This window comes from Amycolatopsis sp. cg5 (assembly GCF_041346955.1).
Classification (GTDB): domain Bacteria; phylum Actinomycetota; class Actinomycetes; order Mycobacteriales; family Pseudonocardiaceae; genus Amycolatopsis.
Genome location: NZ_CP166849.1, coordinates 5,617,033 through 5,633,097, shown reverse-complemented (window position 1 = coordinate 5,633,097; position 16,065 = coordinate 5,617,033). Strand labels below are relative to the sequence as shown.

Genomic DNA, 16,065 nt, shown 5'->3' with positions numbered 1-16,065 from the left:
AGTGGGATGCGCGTCACTTTGACGTCGGCTTGGCCGAAACAAAGAAAGGTCACGTTCTCGTCAAAAGTAAAGATCCATTGAAAATTTCTTTACGAATGCGACACCTTTGCTGGTCCTCCGGTATCTGTTGATCGTTGGCGGGACTGTCACTGGCGCCGGTCCGGCCGCCAGGTGACCCGCGTATCGGTCTTGAGCACGGAGGAAATGAGCAATGATGGACAAAGTAGCCAGGGAGAGGGAGCATGCTCCGCCACCGGTGAACGGCTGGTGGGGAGCGGCGCGGGAGAATCTGCGCCACGATGTGCCCGCATCATTGGTGGTGTTCTTGGTGGCGGTTCCGCTGTCACTCGGCATCGCGCTCGCTTCGGGCGCGCCGATTGTCGCCGGCTTGATCGCCGCCGTCGTCGGGGGAGTGGTAGCCGGCGCTCTCGGGGGGTCGGCGCTGCAGGTCAGCGGTCCGGCGGCGGGGCTGACGGTGATCGTGGCCGATGCCATCAACCAGTTCGGCTGGGCCGTTACCTGTGCGATCACCGTCGTGGCGGGCGCGCTGCAGGTGCTGCTGGGGCTAAGCCGGATCGCCAGGGCCGCGCTCGCCATCTCGCCCGCGGTCGTGCACGGGATGCTCGCCGGAATCGGGGTGACTATCGTGCTCGCCCAGCTCCACGTCGTGCTCGGTGGCGGTCCGCAGAGTTCCCCCATCGACAACCTGAAGGCGCTTCCTCGGCAGGTCGTCGAGCATCATGAGCCGGCGGTGCTGATCGGCGTGCTGACGATCGCTGTGTTGCTGCTATGGGGAAGGTTGCCCGCGGTGGTTCGCCGGCTTCCCGGTCCACTGGTCGCGGTCGCGGGTGCGACCACGTTGGCCGCCGTGACCGGGTTGAGCGTCGCGCGGGTCGATGTTCCGTCGAATCTGCTCGAGATCAGGTTCGTGCCCGTGTTCCCGTCCGGTGGCTGGTCCGCGTTCGGCGTCGCCGTGCTCACCTTTGCGTTGGTAGCCAGTGTGGAGAGCCTGCTTTCGGCTGTGGCGACCGACAAGATGCACAGTGGGCCGCGGGCCAACCTCGACCGCGAACTTCTCGGTCAGGGTGCGGCGAACATGGTGTCCGGGGCATTGGGCGGCTTACCCGTCACCGGCGTGATCGTGCGCAGCTCGACCAACGTCCAGTCGGGTGCGCGGACCAGGTCGTCGGCGATCCTGCACGGCTTGTGGATCCTGGTGTTCGTCGTGGTGTTCGCCGGGCTGTTGCGGAACATTCCGCTGGCGGCGCTGGCCGGGCTGCTGGTGCACGTCGGCGCTAAACTGGTGAATTTTTCGCACGTGCGTGAGATTCGGCGCCACGGGGACCTGCCCGTCTATCTGATCACGCTGACCGGCGTGCTGTGTCTCGATCTGCTGTCCGGGGTGGTGATCGGTATCGCGGTGGCCGCGGTCTCCATGTTGCGGCGGCTGTTGTGGTCGGGGATCCACGCTGAACGTGACGGTGACGGCTGGCGGGTGGTCGTCGAAGGGGCACTCGCCGCGTTGTCCATCCCCAGGCTGTCGCTGGTGCTGGGTGGTTTGCCCCAAGGCGACACCGTCACGCTGGAGCTGGTCGTCGACTACATGGACCACGCGGCGTTCGACGCGCTTTCCGCGTGGCAGAAGGCATACGAGAGTGCCGGTGGCATCGTGATCGTGGACGAGGTCGGTCATCCGTGGTTCGAGCGTGGGCAGGCGGGTGAGCCCATCGTGCACAAGTCCAAGGCACACCGGCTCCTGCCCCGCTGGTTCGCACCGTGGTCGGACTGGCAGCGGTCGGAGGCCAAAGTGCCCGCGCAGAGTTCGATGCGGCGCGGAATGGCGGAGTTCCAGCGGCGTACGGCGAAACTGGTCCAGCCGACGTTGAGCAGGATGGCGGATTCACAGCGACCGCAGACGTTGTTCATCACCTGCAGCGACGCCAGGATCGTGCCGAACCTGATCACGACCAGCGGGCCGGGCGACCTGTTCACGGTGCGCAACATCGGCAACCTGGTGCCCGGCGCCGACAGCGCGGACGCATCGATCGGCGCGGCGGTCGAGTTCGCCGTCGACGTGCTGGGCGTGCGCGAGGTGGTCGTCTGCGGCCACTCGTCCTGTGGCGCGATGAAGGCGATGCTCGACGGCGCGCCCGGCGACTCGCCTGCGTTGCGCTCGTGGCTGCGGAACGGTGAGGACAGCCTGCTGCGGTCGCGTTCACACTCGCCGATCGGCATCGACGGCGAACCACCGCGATCCGGCGCGGACCAGCTTGCGCTGCACAATGTGCTGGCGCAACTGGACTGCCTGCGTGCCTATCCCAGCGTCCGGCGTGCCGAAGCGCTCGGCGAGGTTGAACTGGTCGGGATGTATTTCGACGTCGGCGCCGCGCGGGTGTACCTGTACGACAAGCGCACCGGGTCCTTCTCGCCGACCGGTAGTGCCGCGCTGGCGGACGCGGCGAAGGTACTTCAGCCGAGGCACCCTAGCGCGTGATCGGCGCGGCCCGTCCGCTGGGCGGACGGGCCGCCCCGTGCCGTAACCACGCGGTCACGGAGGGTCCAAGGGGTGGAACGGCCGGTTCCGGCTCGATCCTGTTAGTGGGTAACGTCCAAGGACGCCAACAGGGTGCGCCGCGGCAGAGATCATCCACCTAATTCGAACGTAGGACTGCATTTTGTCACTGAACTCGTCAACCGCAGACATCGGCCGGTTGCCATGGTCGCAATTCGACTCCCTCGTTCATGCGGATATCGCCTCGATATCCGCTCACCTGGATCAATGCAATGCTGAGATACGCGTTTTTTCGGAACGGCAGCTGCGTGAGGCGAAATTTGCGGAGCTTGTCGCGCGGATGTACCCGCTGGGTGACGTCGGTGCCGCCAATCTCGCAAGTGAGATCGTGGTTTGGCTCTTCCTGGTCGATGATTACCTGGATGATGAGTCGGCCAACCCGGACAATGTGCTGTCCGCGGTGGAGTGGGTTGTCTCGCGTCCGGCAACACGTCCTGGCGAACCGATGCTGGATTGGCTGTGGCGGTGGTGTCATCGGATGGTGGGGCACAGTTCGGAGTCGTGGTGGGCCAGCTATTCGAAGGCTATAGTTGAGCTTACTCGACTCTTGTGTGATGAACACAAGAGTCGAGTGTCGGAGCACCGTCCGAACCTCAACGAGTATCTGTCGCGGCGGCGTTGCACTTTCGGCTGGGGAATCATCCTTCCGATGATTGACATCGTCCTCGGCGAGGAGTTGCCTGCCTGGTTGCTGTCAGATTACGACCACAGTATGATGCTTGATGCGGCAGGAGATATCGCCGCCGCGGCGAACGATCTGATCTCCTTTCGAAAAGAACTCGCGGCCGGCGAGTTCTGCAACATGGTGATGATTGTGCATCGCGACGATCATGTATCGCTTGATGTTGCTGTGCAGAGGACTCTTGACTGGATGGACTCTCGGCACAAGACGTTTATTTCCGCCAAGGAGTCACTGCTGAGTTCGGGGCGCGATGCGGTCGAGCGCCGCGTTAGGTGTGTCGAAGCGCTGGTGCGCGGAACGATCGACTGGAGCCTGGCCGCGGCCAGGTACTCGGCCACGGGAGGAAAAGCGCCGTGGTGAGCATGGGCAGTGTCGTGGTGGTCGGGGGCGGGATCGCCGGTCTGACCGCGGCGTTCCGGCTGCGCAACGCCGGCTGCGAAGTGACGGTGCTGGAGCGAGCGGGAGCCGAACTGCTCGGCGGCCGGATGGGAACATTGCGGCAAGCCGGCTTTTCGATCGACGTCGGCGCGACGCTGCTGCCGTCGACGTATCGGGCCATGCTGAAGCTGGTGGCGGACGTGGGGGCGTCACACCAGCTTCTTCCCGCGGCGGACGATTTCGGCTTCCTGCGAGATGGTTCCGTGCTACGCCTGGCAAGCGGTGTTTCAGCCTCCCTGCTGCGGAACGAGTTCCTGCGTGGATTCACGGCGAAGGACCGGCTCAAGGCGGGCATCAACTATCTTCGGATGCAACGTGGCTTCGACTGGTGTGACATGTCCAAGCCCGCCGGAGAGGACGCCGACACACTCCTCGGGCATGCCAGGCGACACGGTTTCAGCAACGCTGCGTTCGAGTATCTTCTCGCTCCGGCGATCTCGGGTATCACACTCGCCGACCCGGACGTCAGCGCGGCGTCCTGCGCCTACTTCTATCTGCGGATCCTGTTCAGCAAAGCAGGCGGATTCACTTCCACCCAAGGTGCTTCCTTCTTGCCCCGCGCGTTGGCGGAGCACGTCTCGGTCGAGCACAACGCCGAGGTCAGGTCGGTGCGGAAGCTCGGGTCCGGTGCCGAGGTCAGCTGGACCGACTCATCGGGAGCCGAACGCACGCGGCACGTGGACAGCGTGGTGATCGCCGCTCCGCCCGGCGTTGCGGCCGATGTGTATCCGCAGTTGCCTCGGGATGTCGCCAGGTATCTGCGCGGCATCCAGTACACCACGAGCATTCACACCGCCTTCGCTCTTGACCGGCCCACTGCGGAGAAGTCCCTCGTCCTCGTGGTGCCGCGACCCGAGAACCCCGCGGTCGCCGGCTATGTGCTGGAGCACAACCATGCAGTGCTCCGGGTGCCTCCTGGTAAGGGACTGGTGGTCGCCTACATGAGGAGCGGCTGGGCGGAAGAGAACTGGGACAGGGACGACGGCTACATCGTCGAACGAGTGCGAGAGGAGACCGCGAAGCTGCGCATTCTTCCCGAGATCGAGACCGATCTCGGCTTCGCGCGTGTGGTTCGCGTGCGGCAGGCGATCGTCGATCGGCGGCCAGGGGAGCTCAGCGTGGCGAGATCGATCGCGCCCGCTCTGCACTCCCAGCATCCTGTCTTCTTCGCCGGCAGTGACTATTTGGGGTACTCATCCACGAACGGGAGCCTTGTCAGTGGTGAACGAACCGCGGCCAAAGTGGTCGAATACCTACGATCTCGATGAGGTGTAGCGTCGGTTCCGTTCCATGCCGCCGCACCAGAAAGGACGGACGCGGGTGATCTCCGACCGCAAGAACGATCATGTCCGGCTCGCAGTCGAGCACCACCGGCCAGGTGGGCACAACGAGTTCGACGACGTGCGGTTCGTCCATCACGCGCTGGCCGGGATCGACCGTGCCGAGGTCTCGCTGACGGCCCAAGTCGCGGGCGTCGAGTGGAAGTATCCGCTCTACATCAACGCGATGACAGGAGGAAGCGCCAAGACCGGTGCCATCAACCGGGACCTGGCCATCGCGGCGAGGGAGAGCGGCGTTCCGCTCGCGAGCGGTTCGATGAGCGCCTATCTGAAAGACCCGTCCACCGCGAGTACCTTCAGCGTGCTGCGCTCGGAGAACCCGAACGGGTTCATCATGGCCAATGTCAACGCGACCGCGACCGTGGACCAGGCACGGCGGGCAGTCGATCTGCTACGAGCCGACGCACTGCAGATCCATCTCAACGCGGTCCAGGAAATCGTGATGCCGGAAGGTGATCGGTCGTTCGCGGCTTGGGCCTCGCGGATCGAGGAGATCGTGCTGGGCGTCGATGTTCCCGTCTTCGTCAAAGAGGTCGGTTTCGGGCTCAGCAGGCAAACCGTGCTGCACCTGCGCAAACTCGGGGTCAGTGTCGCGGATGTCGGTGGCCGTGGTGGTACCAACTTCGCGCGTATCGAGAACAGCAGGCGCGTGGGCGGTGACTATGCCTACATCGACGATTGGGGTCAGTCCACACCCGCATGCCTGTTGGAGGCCGCCGACGCCGGCCTGCCTTTGTTCGCCTCCGGTGGCGTGCGGCATCCTCTCGATGTCGTGCGCGGGCTGGCGCTCGGAGCCAGGGCGGTAGGCGTGGCCGGCACCTTCCTCAGCACCGTGCTTGGCGGTGGGCCGGAAGCGCTGATCACCCAGATCTCAGCGTGGCTGGACCAGATCGAGTCGATCATGACCGTGCTCGGCGCGCGAACCCCCGCGGACCTTGCGCGGTGCGAGGTGCGGATCTGTGGCGAACTGCGTGACTTCTGTGCCGATCGCGGCATTGACCCCGCGCGATCTTCTCCGCCCTAGGGCGGCCGTCGGCCTCATTGCTGGCTCTGGCGAGCCAGTTGCGAAAGTGTGCGGTGGCAGACTTTTCCAGTGTGCCCGAGCGGCAGTTCCGAGAAGACAGCCAGCCGCTCGGGCAGTTTGCGGGGCTCCAGGCCGCGCTGGCTGAGGAACTCGGCCAGCGCGGCCAGCGAAGGCACGGCGCGGCCTGGCCGGGGTGCCACGCAGGCGCAGAGCCGCTCGCCCAGGTCGGCGTCGGGGATGGGGACGCAGGCCACCTCGGCGATCTCCGGGTGCGTGCTCAGTTCGCGTTCGACCTCGGCAGGGCTGATCGTATGTCCGCCACGGATGATCACACGCTTGATACGGCCGAGCAGGTGCAGGCGGCCATCGTCGTCGATGCGGCCATGGTCGCCGGTGCGCACCCAGCCGCCGGGGAGCCGGTACCGGGCGTCGAGTTGGGGCGCGCCGACGTAGCAGAGTGGGGTCATCGGACCGCGTGCGATGACTTCGTCGCCCCTGACCTGGATATCGGTCACCGCCGGGTCCGGGAAACCGGTGCCCAGCTCGGGTTCGCGGGTGTGGGTGTTGACCCCGTCGGCGGAGCCGTACACGCTGACCACGTCTACCCCGAATCTGCGGCGGCACAGGTCCACTGTGGATTGGTGGAGTACGTCGCCGCTGGACACCATGGCCCGCACCGAGCTGAGGTCCTCGTCGTGCGACGGCGACAGCATCGCCATCCGGCGCAGCATCGTCGGCACGCCGAAGACATGGGTCGGGCGGTGCTTTCCGATGGCCTGGAGCGCACGCGCCGGGTCGAACCGCCCGCACAGGATCAGGGTCCCGCCCAGGCAGCACAGGGTCACGGCGGCGCCGAACGAACCGTATGAGGACGCCAAGGAGACCAACAGCAGATCGCGGATGCCACTGGTGTCGCCGTGGACCGCGCGGATGTAGTTCGCACGGCCGCCCGCGATCGCGTTGTGGCTGTAAGCGACCATTTTCGGGGTGGACTCCGAGCCGGAAGACACCAGGATCCGAGCCGGTGCTTCGGGGTCCGGTACGGGCAGAGAGGTGGGGTCGGTTCCGTCGCAGGGCAAGACGAAGACGGCGGGCAGGTACTGGATTCTTTCGCGGACCAGGGAAATCGGTGACGCGCTGTCGACGATCACCGCGGCCGCGCGGGCCCCGCCCAGCAGTGTGGCGAGGTCGGACTCGCCCCGGCCCGGCGGGATCGGCAGGCACACCGAGCCTGCCGCCGCGACCGCCAGCTCGGCCACCACGGCATGTCGTCCATCCTGGACCTGAACACCGATCACGTCTTGTGTGCCCAGGCCGGCGGCGGACAGGGAGCCGGCGAGTGCACGCACCGCACGGTGCAGTTCGCTGTAGGTCATCGAGCCCTCGTCGTCTATGACCGCCGCCTGGTGCGGTCGTGAGCGGGCCTGGCCGGTGAACAGTGAATAGAGGTCGCGGTCCGGGCAATACCCTTCGGCTACCCAGCGGCGGCGGAGGCGCTCAGGTACCAGGTCGTGGATCGCCAGGCCGGCGGACGACGTCCAGCCGCTCATGAGAACCGCCATGGCGACCGGGGGAGGACACAGCCGTCCCAGGACAGCGCACGGTCGAAGCGGGGGTCGGCGGCCAGTGCGCGGAGGTCGTCGCAGACCGGCGTCGACGGGGCGGACACGGACGCCTGGGCCTGAGAGTTCAGCTGCGCCGCCGCGGATAGCAGCGAGGACTCGACAAGTTGTCCGCCACCGGTTTTCTGCCTGCGCAGCAAGCCTGCCACCACGCCGTGCGCGCTGACGATGCCGCCGAAGACGTCCACAACGGTCATCAGGGTCGGGGAGGTGAACCCGCTGTGCGCTTGTGCCATGTAGTCCGTTCCCACTGGTGGCCGAGGTCCGAGTGCGTTACCCCACCCCGACGCGTGTGCGTAGATCAGCCCGGGCGCTCTCCTGGCGAGATCGGAGAAGTCCAGGCCGCGCGCGGCGGCGCGGTCCGGAGCCCAGTTGTGGAGGAACACATCGGCGTCGACGGCGATGTCGAGCACGGTTCTCCGCCCGGCCGGGGTGTTGAGGTCGATCTCGACCAACTCCTTGCCGTGGTTGAGGGCGTGGAACCGGGCGGAGACCCCGGCGGCGAGCGGTGCCTCGCCGCGCGCGAGATCCCCGCCCGGTGGCTCGATCCGGAGTACCGATGCGCCGAGCAGCCGCAGCAGGTGTCCTGCGAGCGGCCCCTGCACCCGGCGGGCGGACTCCAAGACTCGGAGCCCGGCCAGCGGCATCGTGCCGTCCGAAGCGGCGGGCGGACGCTGTACCAGCAGTTGGGTCACGGTGAATGCCGGAACGTCGGTGAGCGGCCGATCGGCCACTCGGACCAGGCTCATCCCGGTCGCGGCCGCGGTGTCCATAATGGACTGTAGGGGCAGTGTTCCGGTGCGAGCGCGCAGTTCGCCCGGCAGCGCGCACACGGCGGTGGCGAACCGTCGGACGAACGGTGGCCAGCCGTCTCGGATCGCGGCGTCCGGCACACCGAGCTCGGTCCAGAAGGATTGCCAGACCTCGGTGTCGAGAGTCTCCAGCTCGAATCGCACACCTTCGGCGGAAACGAATGGCGGACCTTCGCCAGGTCGGCCAGGCTCTTCTCCCGCTGAGGCGGCGGCCAGATACTGGGACACGGACAGGAGCGCGGCTTCGGCGACCGAAGTGGACACTCGGGTCAGTCGCAGCCCTCGCGCACCGGCCAGGTGGACCGCGAGCGCGCCCACCCTGGCCAGCTCCCTGGCGACGAGGGTGCAGTAGTCGAAGCCGAGCCGGGTGGGTGCCCCTCGGCGGCGGCCGTGGACATGCATCACACCGCATGCGGCCTGCACGTCCGCCTCACCGTGCAGCGGGAGGTCCACCGGTCCCGCCCAGCTCAGATCCACCGCGTTGTCCACTGCCGGAGGCATCATGGCCGGCGTCCCTGCACGGTGTAAAAGACGCCGGAGGTGGCGCGGAAACCCGGGCTACGCAGCAGGTCGCGCACCCCGGCGAGCCGTTCGTCGGTCATCCCGGCCGCCACCAGACCGTCTCGCAGCCGCCGGGTGAGGAAGATCAGCAGTTCGACCCCCGGCGAACCGGCCTGCCACGGGAAGATCGCGGGTTCGGGGTCGACGTCGGTCAGCCCGGCGTCGACCATCTCGGCCGCCACGCGGCGGCCCCAGTCGCCTGCCACCCCCGCGTCCGCGAACATCCGCTCCTTGGCCTCGACGAAGTCACGATACAGCGCGAGCGCAGCCTGATCCGGCGCGAGCAACGCCGGGCCGTGACTCTGATCGAACTCGTCTATCTGGAGGATCCCGCCCGGCTTCAATGCCGCGGCCAGCTTGTCCAGCACCGCCCGTCGCTGCGGCAGATGCCGTAACACGAGCCGGACGTGGATCAGGTCGTACGCCCGCTCCGGCAACGGGTCCAGCGCCAGGTCGTGCCGTAGCACCCGTAGGCCGGGGTGCGGCGGGACCCAGCCGGGGTCGAGGTCGGTCGCGGTCACCGAACCGCTCGGCGCGACCTGCTTGGCCAGCCAATGCGCGACGCTGCCACCGCCCGCGCCCGCTTCGAGACAGCGCCAGCCGTCACTGACCCCCGTCGAGGCGAGCCGGGCGCAGGTGACCTGGTCGTAGGCTTCGCCGAGCAGACGATGCTGCCGCGCTTGGTCCCAGCTTCGCCCGAACACGTAGCCGGATTCCACAATGGACAAGTCGTCCCTCGATCCGATGGTCAGGTCCATTGGCCGGTCCCCGGTGTTTCGGCGCGGCCGGCGAGTTCCGCCAGCAGCTCCCGGCGACGGACCTTGCCGGTTCCGGTGCGCGGCACCTCGTTCCAGGTGAGCACCCGTGGGCTCGCGAAAGGTGGCAGGTCCTGGGTCGCCGTGATCCAAGTCGCCGTGTCGAAGGTCCCGGTCGCGGTCACCAGCACGGGTAGCGGCTTGTTGCCGGGCACGCCGAGCAGCACGCATTCGATGATGTCGGGAAGGCGGTCTTCGATCAGATCCTCCAGTTCCAGGCAGCTCAGCCCCGGGATCGCGTCGACCTCTCGGTCGAGGAGCAGCACCGCGCCCGTCCGGGTGCGCCTGGCGAGGTCCCCGGTGTTCCACCAGGCCCCGGAAACCTTGCCCCGCCACCGATCGCGTTCGCCCACGTAGTCAGTGCAGCGTGCCCGCGTGCGGGCCAGCACGAGCCCGGTCCCGCCTCGGGGGACAGGGGCCAAGGTAACCGGGTCGATCACCCGCAGCCGCGTCCGGCCCGGCACCGGACGCCCCAGGTCACGTGTGGTCGGCCGGTCCGAGCGCAACGAGCGGCGGGTGAGGAACCGGAAGGTCAGCGGGCCGGTCTCGGTTTGACCCCAGCCCTGCATCCACAGTGGATGCCTGCGACGAGAGGCACCCAGCAGCGCGCGCACCACCGGTGGATGCATCGCGTCGTACGTGCTGACGTACAGCCGGACATCGGTGAACGGGTTGTCCTGCCCTGCCGCCAGCCCACGCCAGCCGACATACGTCGACGGCAGCGCCTCGACCACGGTAGGCCGGTGCTCACCGAGCATTCTGGCCGCGGTGGTGGGGTCGTGCTCGGCAAGCAGCACGACCCGCCTCGGCGCCCGGCAGAACACGCTCGCCGTCCAGCAGAACGTCCGGCCATGCGTGTACGCGCTCGCGTTCGCCACGACGTCGTCGCGCCGGATGCCCACCACCGGCCAGCGCACCGCCTCGAACCGGGCGAGCCGGGTGATGATGGTCCGGGTGGTGTGAACCACCAGCTTCGGCGGCCCGGTGGTACCCGAGGTGTGGTTGACCACCAGTGGCAGATCGTCGGCTCGCCGGATCGGCGGTGGCGGCGCCGTCCCGCGCACGTCGTCGAGAACCAGCGAACCGGGCAGGCGTTCGCCGAGCGAGAGCACGCGTGCGTCGCGGTGGGACAGGTCGCGATCGGTGACCAGCAACGTCGGATCGAACCGGTTGACCACCAGCTCCAGCACCTCGGGTGGCAGCGTCCCGGAGATCAGCGCGGGCAGCGCGCCAAGCCGGATCGCCGCACACGCGAGCAGGTCGTAGTCCCAGTGGTTGCGCTTGACGATCGCTACCCGGTCTCCGCGGCGGACCCCGGCCCCGGCGAGCCAGCCGGAGGCTTCGCGCACGAGCTCCGCCAGTTCGGCGACGGTGAACGTGGTGCCGGTGGCCACGTCGAGCGGCCGGTCGAGATGCACGGTGGTGGCCGCACCGCGCGCGGCCACCTCGTCGAACAACGTGCCCATGTCGTGTGGTCTCATCGAACACTCCCCACCCGTGCGGCGAGCCGGGACAGCACTCGCCTGGCCGCGCGCCGCCCGGTGCGGACGGCGCCCTCGCTGCTCGGCCGCAGCTGCACCCAGTCGCCCGCGTAGTCGACGGCACCGCCCAGCCCCTGTTCGAAACCGCGACGCAGCCTGAGCGCGGCAGGGGTCGCTTCGGGCAGGCCGTGCCGGAACCGGTGCACCAGCGTGCCGACGGTCGCTCCAGCCAGTCCCGGCACGTACCGTTCGGCCGCCGCTCCGACGGTCTGCACGACGGACTCGTCCGACGCTTCGAGCAAGTCGGGGACGACGGCCGGGCGTGCCATCACCGTGACCAGCCCGGCGCCGGCAGGCACCCGGTCCGGTGCCTTGACGTGGTCGGCCATGATCGTCGACACCGTGCCGTCCGCGACGCCCGGCACCAGCACGACACTGGCCGGTCGCCCGGGTGGCCCGAGCGGTCGGTCCAGGCGGAAGCTGACCTTGACGACCGGGGTGAACGAGCAGGCCGACAGGAACGCCCGTTCCCGTTCCGTCGCACCGGGGTGCAGTGCCAGCGCGACCGGTGCGGGCACGCACAGCACGACCGCTCGCGCCGTGGTCTCGCCGGTCGTGGTGACCACCCGGACGCCGTCCGGTTCGGTGAGCACCCGCCGCACCTGGCAGGAGGTCCGCACATCGAGGCCGCGTGCCAGCGCGCGGGCCAGTGTGTCCATGCCGTCGCGGTACGTGCGCCAGGTCGACGACGGCCCGACCGCGGCCAGCAGGGCCAGGAACGGTGCGGCCGCCGAGCGCGCCGGATCCCATCCGAAGAATCCCGAGGCGACCGGCTGCAGCAGGTGCTCGGTGAGGTCTCGGTGCCGTCCGTCGCCCAGTTCGGCCAGGGTTCGTGAGCCGATCGGGCTCTCTTCCGGGCGATCAGGGTCGAAGTCGGAGCGGCTCAGCAACAGCATTTTCATCAGGTCGAGCCTGGCGGGGAACGCGAGGCCTGCTCCGGTGAGCAGTCCGGACAGCCGGGTCACCCCCGCGCGGGCTCGGCCGCCACTCCATACCGAGATCCCGGCGCCGAGCCGGGGAATCGCGTCGCTGGAGTCGATACCCAGTTCCCTGATGAAGGCCCAAGTGCTCTCGTAACCGCGTTCGGCGAGTTGCTCGGCACCGGTGTCGATGCGATACCCGGCGGTCCGGATGGTCGCCATCCGCCCGCCGACGCGGTCGAGTGACTCGAAGACACGGACCTTGTGTCCGGCGTCGGCCAGCGTCCGTGCGGCGGCCAGCCCGGCGATCCCGGCGCCGACCACCGCGACGTCGACGCTCATCGGATGGCCATCAGGTCGACGCCGACGAACAGCACGACGGTGAGCCGGTGCAGCCACATGCCCAGCTTGCGGGCTCGCAGGATGTCGCCTGCCTCGAAGCCCAGCCATAGTTGCCACGCGCGCAGTGCGATCGTCGGCAGCAACGCCAGCGGGAACCACCAAGGCCCGCCGAGCCAAGGGGCCGCCGCGATCACCGCGGTCTCGAACACCGAAAGCGCGGCGACGAACAGCATGTTCCCGCGCGGCCCGGTGAGGGCAGCGACGGTCGGGCGCCCGACGCCTCGATCACCCTCGATGTCGTTGGTGTTGGAGTACACCCCGACCAGCAGCGGCCCCAGCCCGAAGACCACCGCCTGCGCCATCACGAAGCCGGTCACGTCGCCGGTGACGAGCCCGTACGGTGCGAGCACGACGGCCCAGCCGAGTGCGGCGAGGAAGAACTCCTGGAACCCGCGGTAGCTCAGCTTCAGGCCCCACGAGTACTGGAGCGAGAAGAAGTAGGTGACGACCACCAGCAGCACCGTCCATAGTGGACTATGCGGTGCGGTGACCAGCGCGGCAGTCCAGACCACGGCGCCCGCGATCGCGGTGAGCCCGGAGAACCTGACGACCTGCCGTTCGGAGAGCGTGCCCGCGACCAGCGGTTTGCGAGCCAGCCTGCGTGCGGGTGCGTCGGGCCGGTAGTTGTGCAGGTCGCTGCCGTCGCGATAGCCCGTCAGGTCGTCGAGCGCGACCATCGCGACGATCACCAAGACCTCGCCCGCACCGAAGAGAAGCAGCGTGGTCACCACGGATCCATCGGTGCGCATCGGTGGGGCGAGCAGTGCCCAGACCAACGGCAGACCCAGGTAGTAGTCGAACATGTCCAGCTTCGCGAGCCGGGCGTAGGGGCCCAACCCGGTTTTCTCGGCGACGGCCGTCATCGGGAAGTCCTCTTCGTGTCGGCGAAGTGGCACACCGCGTCCGCGATGTGCTCGACCTGCGCGTCGGTGAGCATCGGATGGATCGGCAGTGCGAGGCTGCGCTGACAGGCCCGCTCGGCGGCCGGCCAGGCCTCGCCCGGCCTGGCGAAACGCGCGAAACCGGGCTGGGATGGCAGCGGCGAGCGGTAGTAGACGTGCGAGTCGATGTCCGCGTCCGCGAGGTGTTTGAGCAGCGCGTCCCGGTGGTCGGCGAGCAGGTTGTAGACGTAGAAGCACCGTCCATCGCGGTCACGCGGGGGAGTGAGGATCCCGCGGTCGGCCAGCGACGCGAAGCGTTCGGTGTAGTACTCGCCGATCTTCGCCCGCCGGTTCAAACGTTCGGGGAAGGAAGGGAAACGGTGCAACTGGAAGGCTGCCATGATCTCGTCGAACCGGCTGTTCCAGCCGATCCGGTGATGCACGAACCGCTGCCGCCCATCCTGCCCGTGGTTGCGCAGCATGCGGATGGCCTGCCCCAGCTCTTCGTCCCCGGTGACGACCAGTCCGCCCTCGCCCGGCATGCCGAACGTCTTGACCTGGACGAACGAGTACACCCCCGCGTCGCCCCACATCCCGGCCGGCCGGCCTGCGAGCGTGCCGCCCTGCGCGACCGCCGAGTCCTCGAGCAGCCGGACACCGGTCGAGTCGGCGAGCCGCCGGAACGCGGGCATGTCGGCCATCACCGAGAACATGTGCGCGGGCAGCAGAGCCTTCGTGCGCGGGCCGATCAGCCGCGCCGCTTCGACCGGGTCGGCTACGAGCGTGACCGGGTCGATGTCGGCGAACACCGGGGTCGCGCCGAGCAGTGCCGGGGCCGCGGCCAGCGGCGCGCAGCCGAATGCCGGGACCACCACCTCGTCACCGGTGCCGACGCCCATCGCGGTCAGCACCAGCAGCAGGGCCGATGTTCCGCTGCCGCACGCGATCGCGTCCGCCGCGCCGACCGCGTCTCGTTGCACCCGTTCGAATTCGGCGGTGCGTGAGCCGAGGATGAACTTCTGCTCTGGGTCGAGTCCCACCTCGCGCACCAGTCCGAGCAGCGTCTCGTGGTCGGCGTCGAACAGATCGGGGGCGAAGAACGGAATGGTCATCGCGTGCGCTCGGCGAACTCGAGGATCGTCCGGCAGACGTGTGTGACCTCGTGTTCGGTCAGGTCGGGGTAGAGCGGCAGCGCGAGGGTGCGAAGGCAGGCCCGCTCGGCGTTCGGGAAGTCGCCCGCGCGGTGGTGGTGGCCGGCGAAACAGGGTTGCAGGTGCAGGGGGACCGGGTAGTAGACCTCGGTGCCGATGCCGCGCGCGGCCAGATACGCGGCCAGTTCGTCGCGCCGGTCCACCTCGATGACGTAGACGTACCAGACACCGCGGACCTCCGCCCCGCGATGGCCCACCGACGGCAGCTTGTGGATCCCCGGCACACCCGTGAGCTGATCCGTGTAGAGCCCGGCGAGCTTGGCTCGGCGGGCGATGTCCTGCTCCAGCCGGGGGAGTTTCGTCAGCAGCACGGCTGCCTGGATGTCGTCCATCTTGCTGTTGAGCCCCGGTAGCCCGGTGGCGGTCGAGATCGCCGGGAAGTTCGCCAATGTGCGGCCGAACCGGCCATGGTGGCGCAGCGCGTCCGCCGTCTCGGCGATTCGCGGGTCGTCGGTCAGCACGGCACCCGCGTCGCCCAGCGCACCGAGAGTCTTAGTCGGGAAGAACGAGAGCACGCCGGCGGCGCCGGACAGTCCGGCGTGCCTGCCCGCGTACCGCATGCCGATCGCCTCGGCGCTGTCCTCGATGACCGTCAGGCCGTGTGCCATGGCGACCGCATTGAGCCCGGCGAGGTCCGCGGGCTGGCAGAACAGGTGGACCGGCATGACGAACCGCGTGCGGGTGGTGCGGGCGGCCGCCACGGCGACCGGGTCCAGCCCGTAGCCGTCGTCCTCGATGTCGGCGAACACGGGACGGCCACCCGCCAGCACCACCGCCGAAGCCGAAGCGATGAAGGAGAACGCGGGCACGATCACCTCGTCGCCCGGCTCGAGCCCGGCCGCGCGCAGGGCCACTACCAGCGCGTCCGTCCCGCTGTTCACTCCGATGGCGTATTTCGCGCCGGTGTATTCGGCGAGCGCTTTTTCCAGCTCGGCCACTGCGAGGCCATGCGAGTACTTTCCGTTCCGCCGCACCGCGCTGATCCGGGAACGCACTGCCGGCCACAGTTCCGAAAAAGTGTTCGCCTGGGTGAAGAACGCGACCGGCTGGCTTGGCATCGAGCATGACCTCCTTTGCGGGACAACGAAATCAGGATATGAGTGGTCGTGAGAGTGAACTTGTGCCCGGCTTGAGTTCACTCTTCCTGGTCACGTCGCGTGGCAGTCGTTGACAAGTCGCCTGAAATCACACAAATTCGTTCTCGCTACGCTTCGCGGGCGAACGGAAAGAATTTTGGCGCACGA

General features: G+C 68.1%; 12 protein-coding genes. 4 read left to right on the top strand and 8 right to left on the bottom strand.

What is annotated here, in order from left to right; genetic code table 11:
• The first annotated feature begins 211 nt into the window (after positions 1-211).
• From AB5J62_RS24905 to fni, 4 genes are all read left to right on the top strand, one after another.
• Positions 212-2,494: a SulP family inorganic anion transporter gene (locus tag AB5J62_RS24905; protein ID WP_370942355.1), complete on the top strand. Its 2,283-nt coding sequence runs from the start codon at positions 212-214 to the stop codon at positions 2,492-2,494.
• Positions 2,495-2,675: 181 nt separating this feature from the next.
• Entirely contained in the window at positions 2,676-3,614 is a 939-nt protein-coding gene (locus tag AB5J62_RS24900) for a hypothetical protein (RefSeq protein WP_370942354.1), read from the top strand.
• Between the two features lie 2 nt (positions 3,615-3,616).
• Entirely contained in the window at positions 3,617-4,960 is a 1,344-nt protein-coding gene (locus AB5J62_RS24895) for an NAD(P)/FAD-dependent oxidoreductase (protein ID WP_370950323.1), read from the top strand.
• Positions 4,961-4,982: 22 nt separating this feature from the next.
• Complete coding sequence (gene fni, locus AB5J62_RS24890) at positions 4,983-6,056, top strand: type 2 isopentenyl-diphosphate Delta-isomerase (RefSeq protein ID WP_370942353.1); 1,074 nt, start codon at positions 4,983-4,985, stop codon at positions 6,054-6,056.
• Between the two features lie 14 nt (positions 6,057-6,070).
• On the opposite strand, the gene AB5J62_RS24885 is transcribed toward fni, so the two are convergent.
• From AB5J62_RS24885 to AB5J62_RS24850, 8 genes are read right to left on the bottom strand one after another with little or no spacing between them, the layout of a single operon-like run.
• Positions 6,071-7,606 carry a class I adenylate-forming enzyme family protein gene (locus AB5J62_RS24885; protein WP_370942352.1) on the bottom strand — a complete coding sequence of 512 codons (1,536 nt, stop codon included), beginning with the start codon at positions 7,604-7,606 and terminating at the stop codon, positions 6,071-6,073.
• Entirely contained in the window at positions 7,603-8,994 is a 1,392-nt protein-coding gene (locus tag AB5J62_RS24880; RefSeq protein WP_370942351.1) for a CoA transferase, read from the bottom strand. Before AB5J62_RS24880 ends, AB5J62_RS24885 begins: the two co-directional genes overlap by 4 nt.
• Positions 8,991-9,809, bottom strand: coding sequence for a class I SAM-dependent methyltransferase (locus AB5J62_RS24875; protein WP_370942350.1), 819 nt, complete (start codon positions 9,807-9,809; stop codon positions 8,991-8,993). The genes AB5J62_RS24880 and AB5J62_RS24875 overlap by 4 nt, the downstream gene beginning before the upstream one ends.
• Positions 9,800-11,347 carry a class I adenylate-forming enzyme family protein gene (locus AB5J62_RS24870; RefSeq protein ID WP_370942349.1) on the bottom strand — a complete coding sequence of 516 codons (1,548 nt, stop codon included), beginning with the start codon at positions 11,345-11,347 and terminating at the stop codon, positions 9,800-9,802. The genes AB5J62_RS24875 and AB5J62_RS24870 overlap by 10 nt, the downstream gene beginning before the upstream one ends.
• Positions 11,344-12,669, bottom strand: a complete 1,326-nt coding sequence (locus AB5J62_RS24865) for an NAD(P)/FAD-dependent oxidoreductase (RefSeq protein ID WP_370942348.1) — start codon at positions 12,667-12,669, stop codon at positions 11,344-11,346. Before AB5J62_RS24865 ends, AB5J62_RS24870 begins: the two co-directional genes overlap by 4 nt.
• Positions 12,666-13,592, bottom strand: coding sequence for a UbiA family prenyltransferase (locus AB5J62_RS24860; RefSeq protein WP_370942347.1), 927 nt, complete (start codon positions 13,590-13,592; stop codon positions 12,666-12,668). The genes AB5J62_RS24865 and AB5J62_RS24860 overlap by 4 nt, the downstream gene beginning before the upstream one ends.
• Positions 13,589-14,722 carry a DegT/DnrJ/EryC1/StrS family aminotransferase gene (locus AB5J62_RS24855; RefSeq protein ID WP_370942346.1) on the bottom strand — a complete coding sequence of 378 codons (1,134 nt, stop codon included), beginning with the start codon at positions 14,720-14,722 and terminating at the stop codon, positions 13,589-13,591. Before AB5J62_RS24855 ends, AB5J62_RS24860 begins: the two co-directional genes overlap by 4 nt.
• Positions 14,719-15,879 (bottom strand): DegT/DnrJ/EryC1/StrS family aminotransferase, encoded by a 1,161-nt coding sequence (locus AB5J62_RS24850; RefSeq protein ID WP_370942345.1) that lies wholly within the window; start codon positions 15,877-15,879, stop codon positions 14,719-14,721. Before AB5J62_RS24850 ends, AB5J62_RS24855 begins: the two co-directional genes overlap by 4 nt.
• Positions 15,880-16,065: the final 186 nt, after the last annotated feature.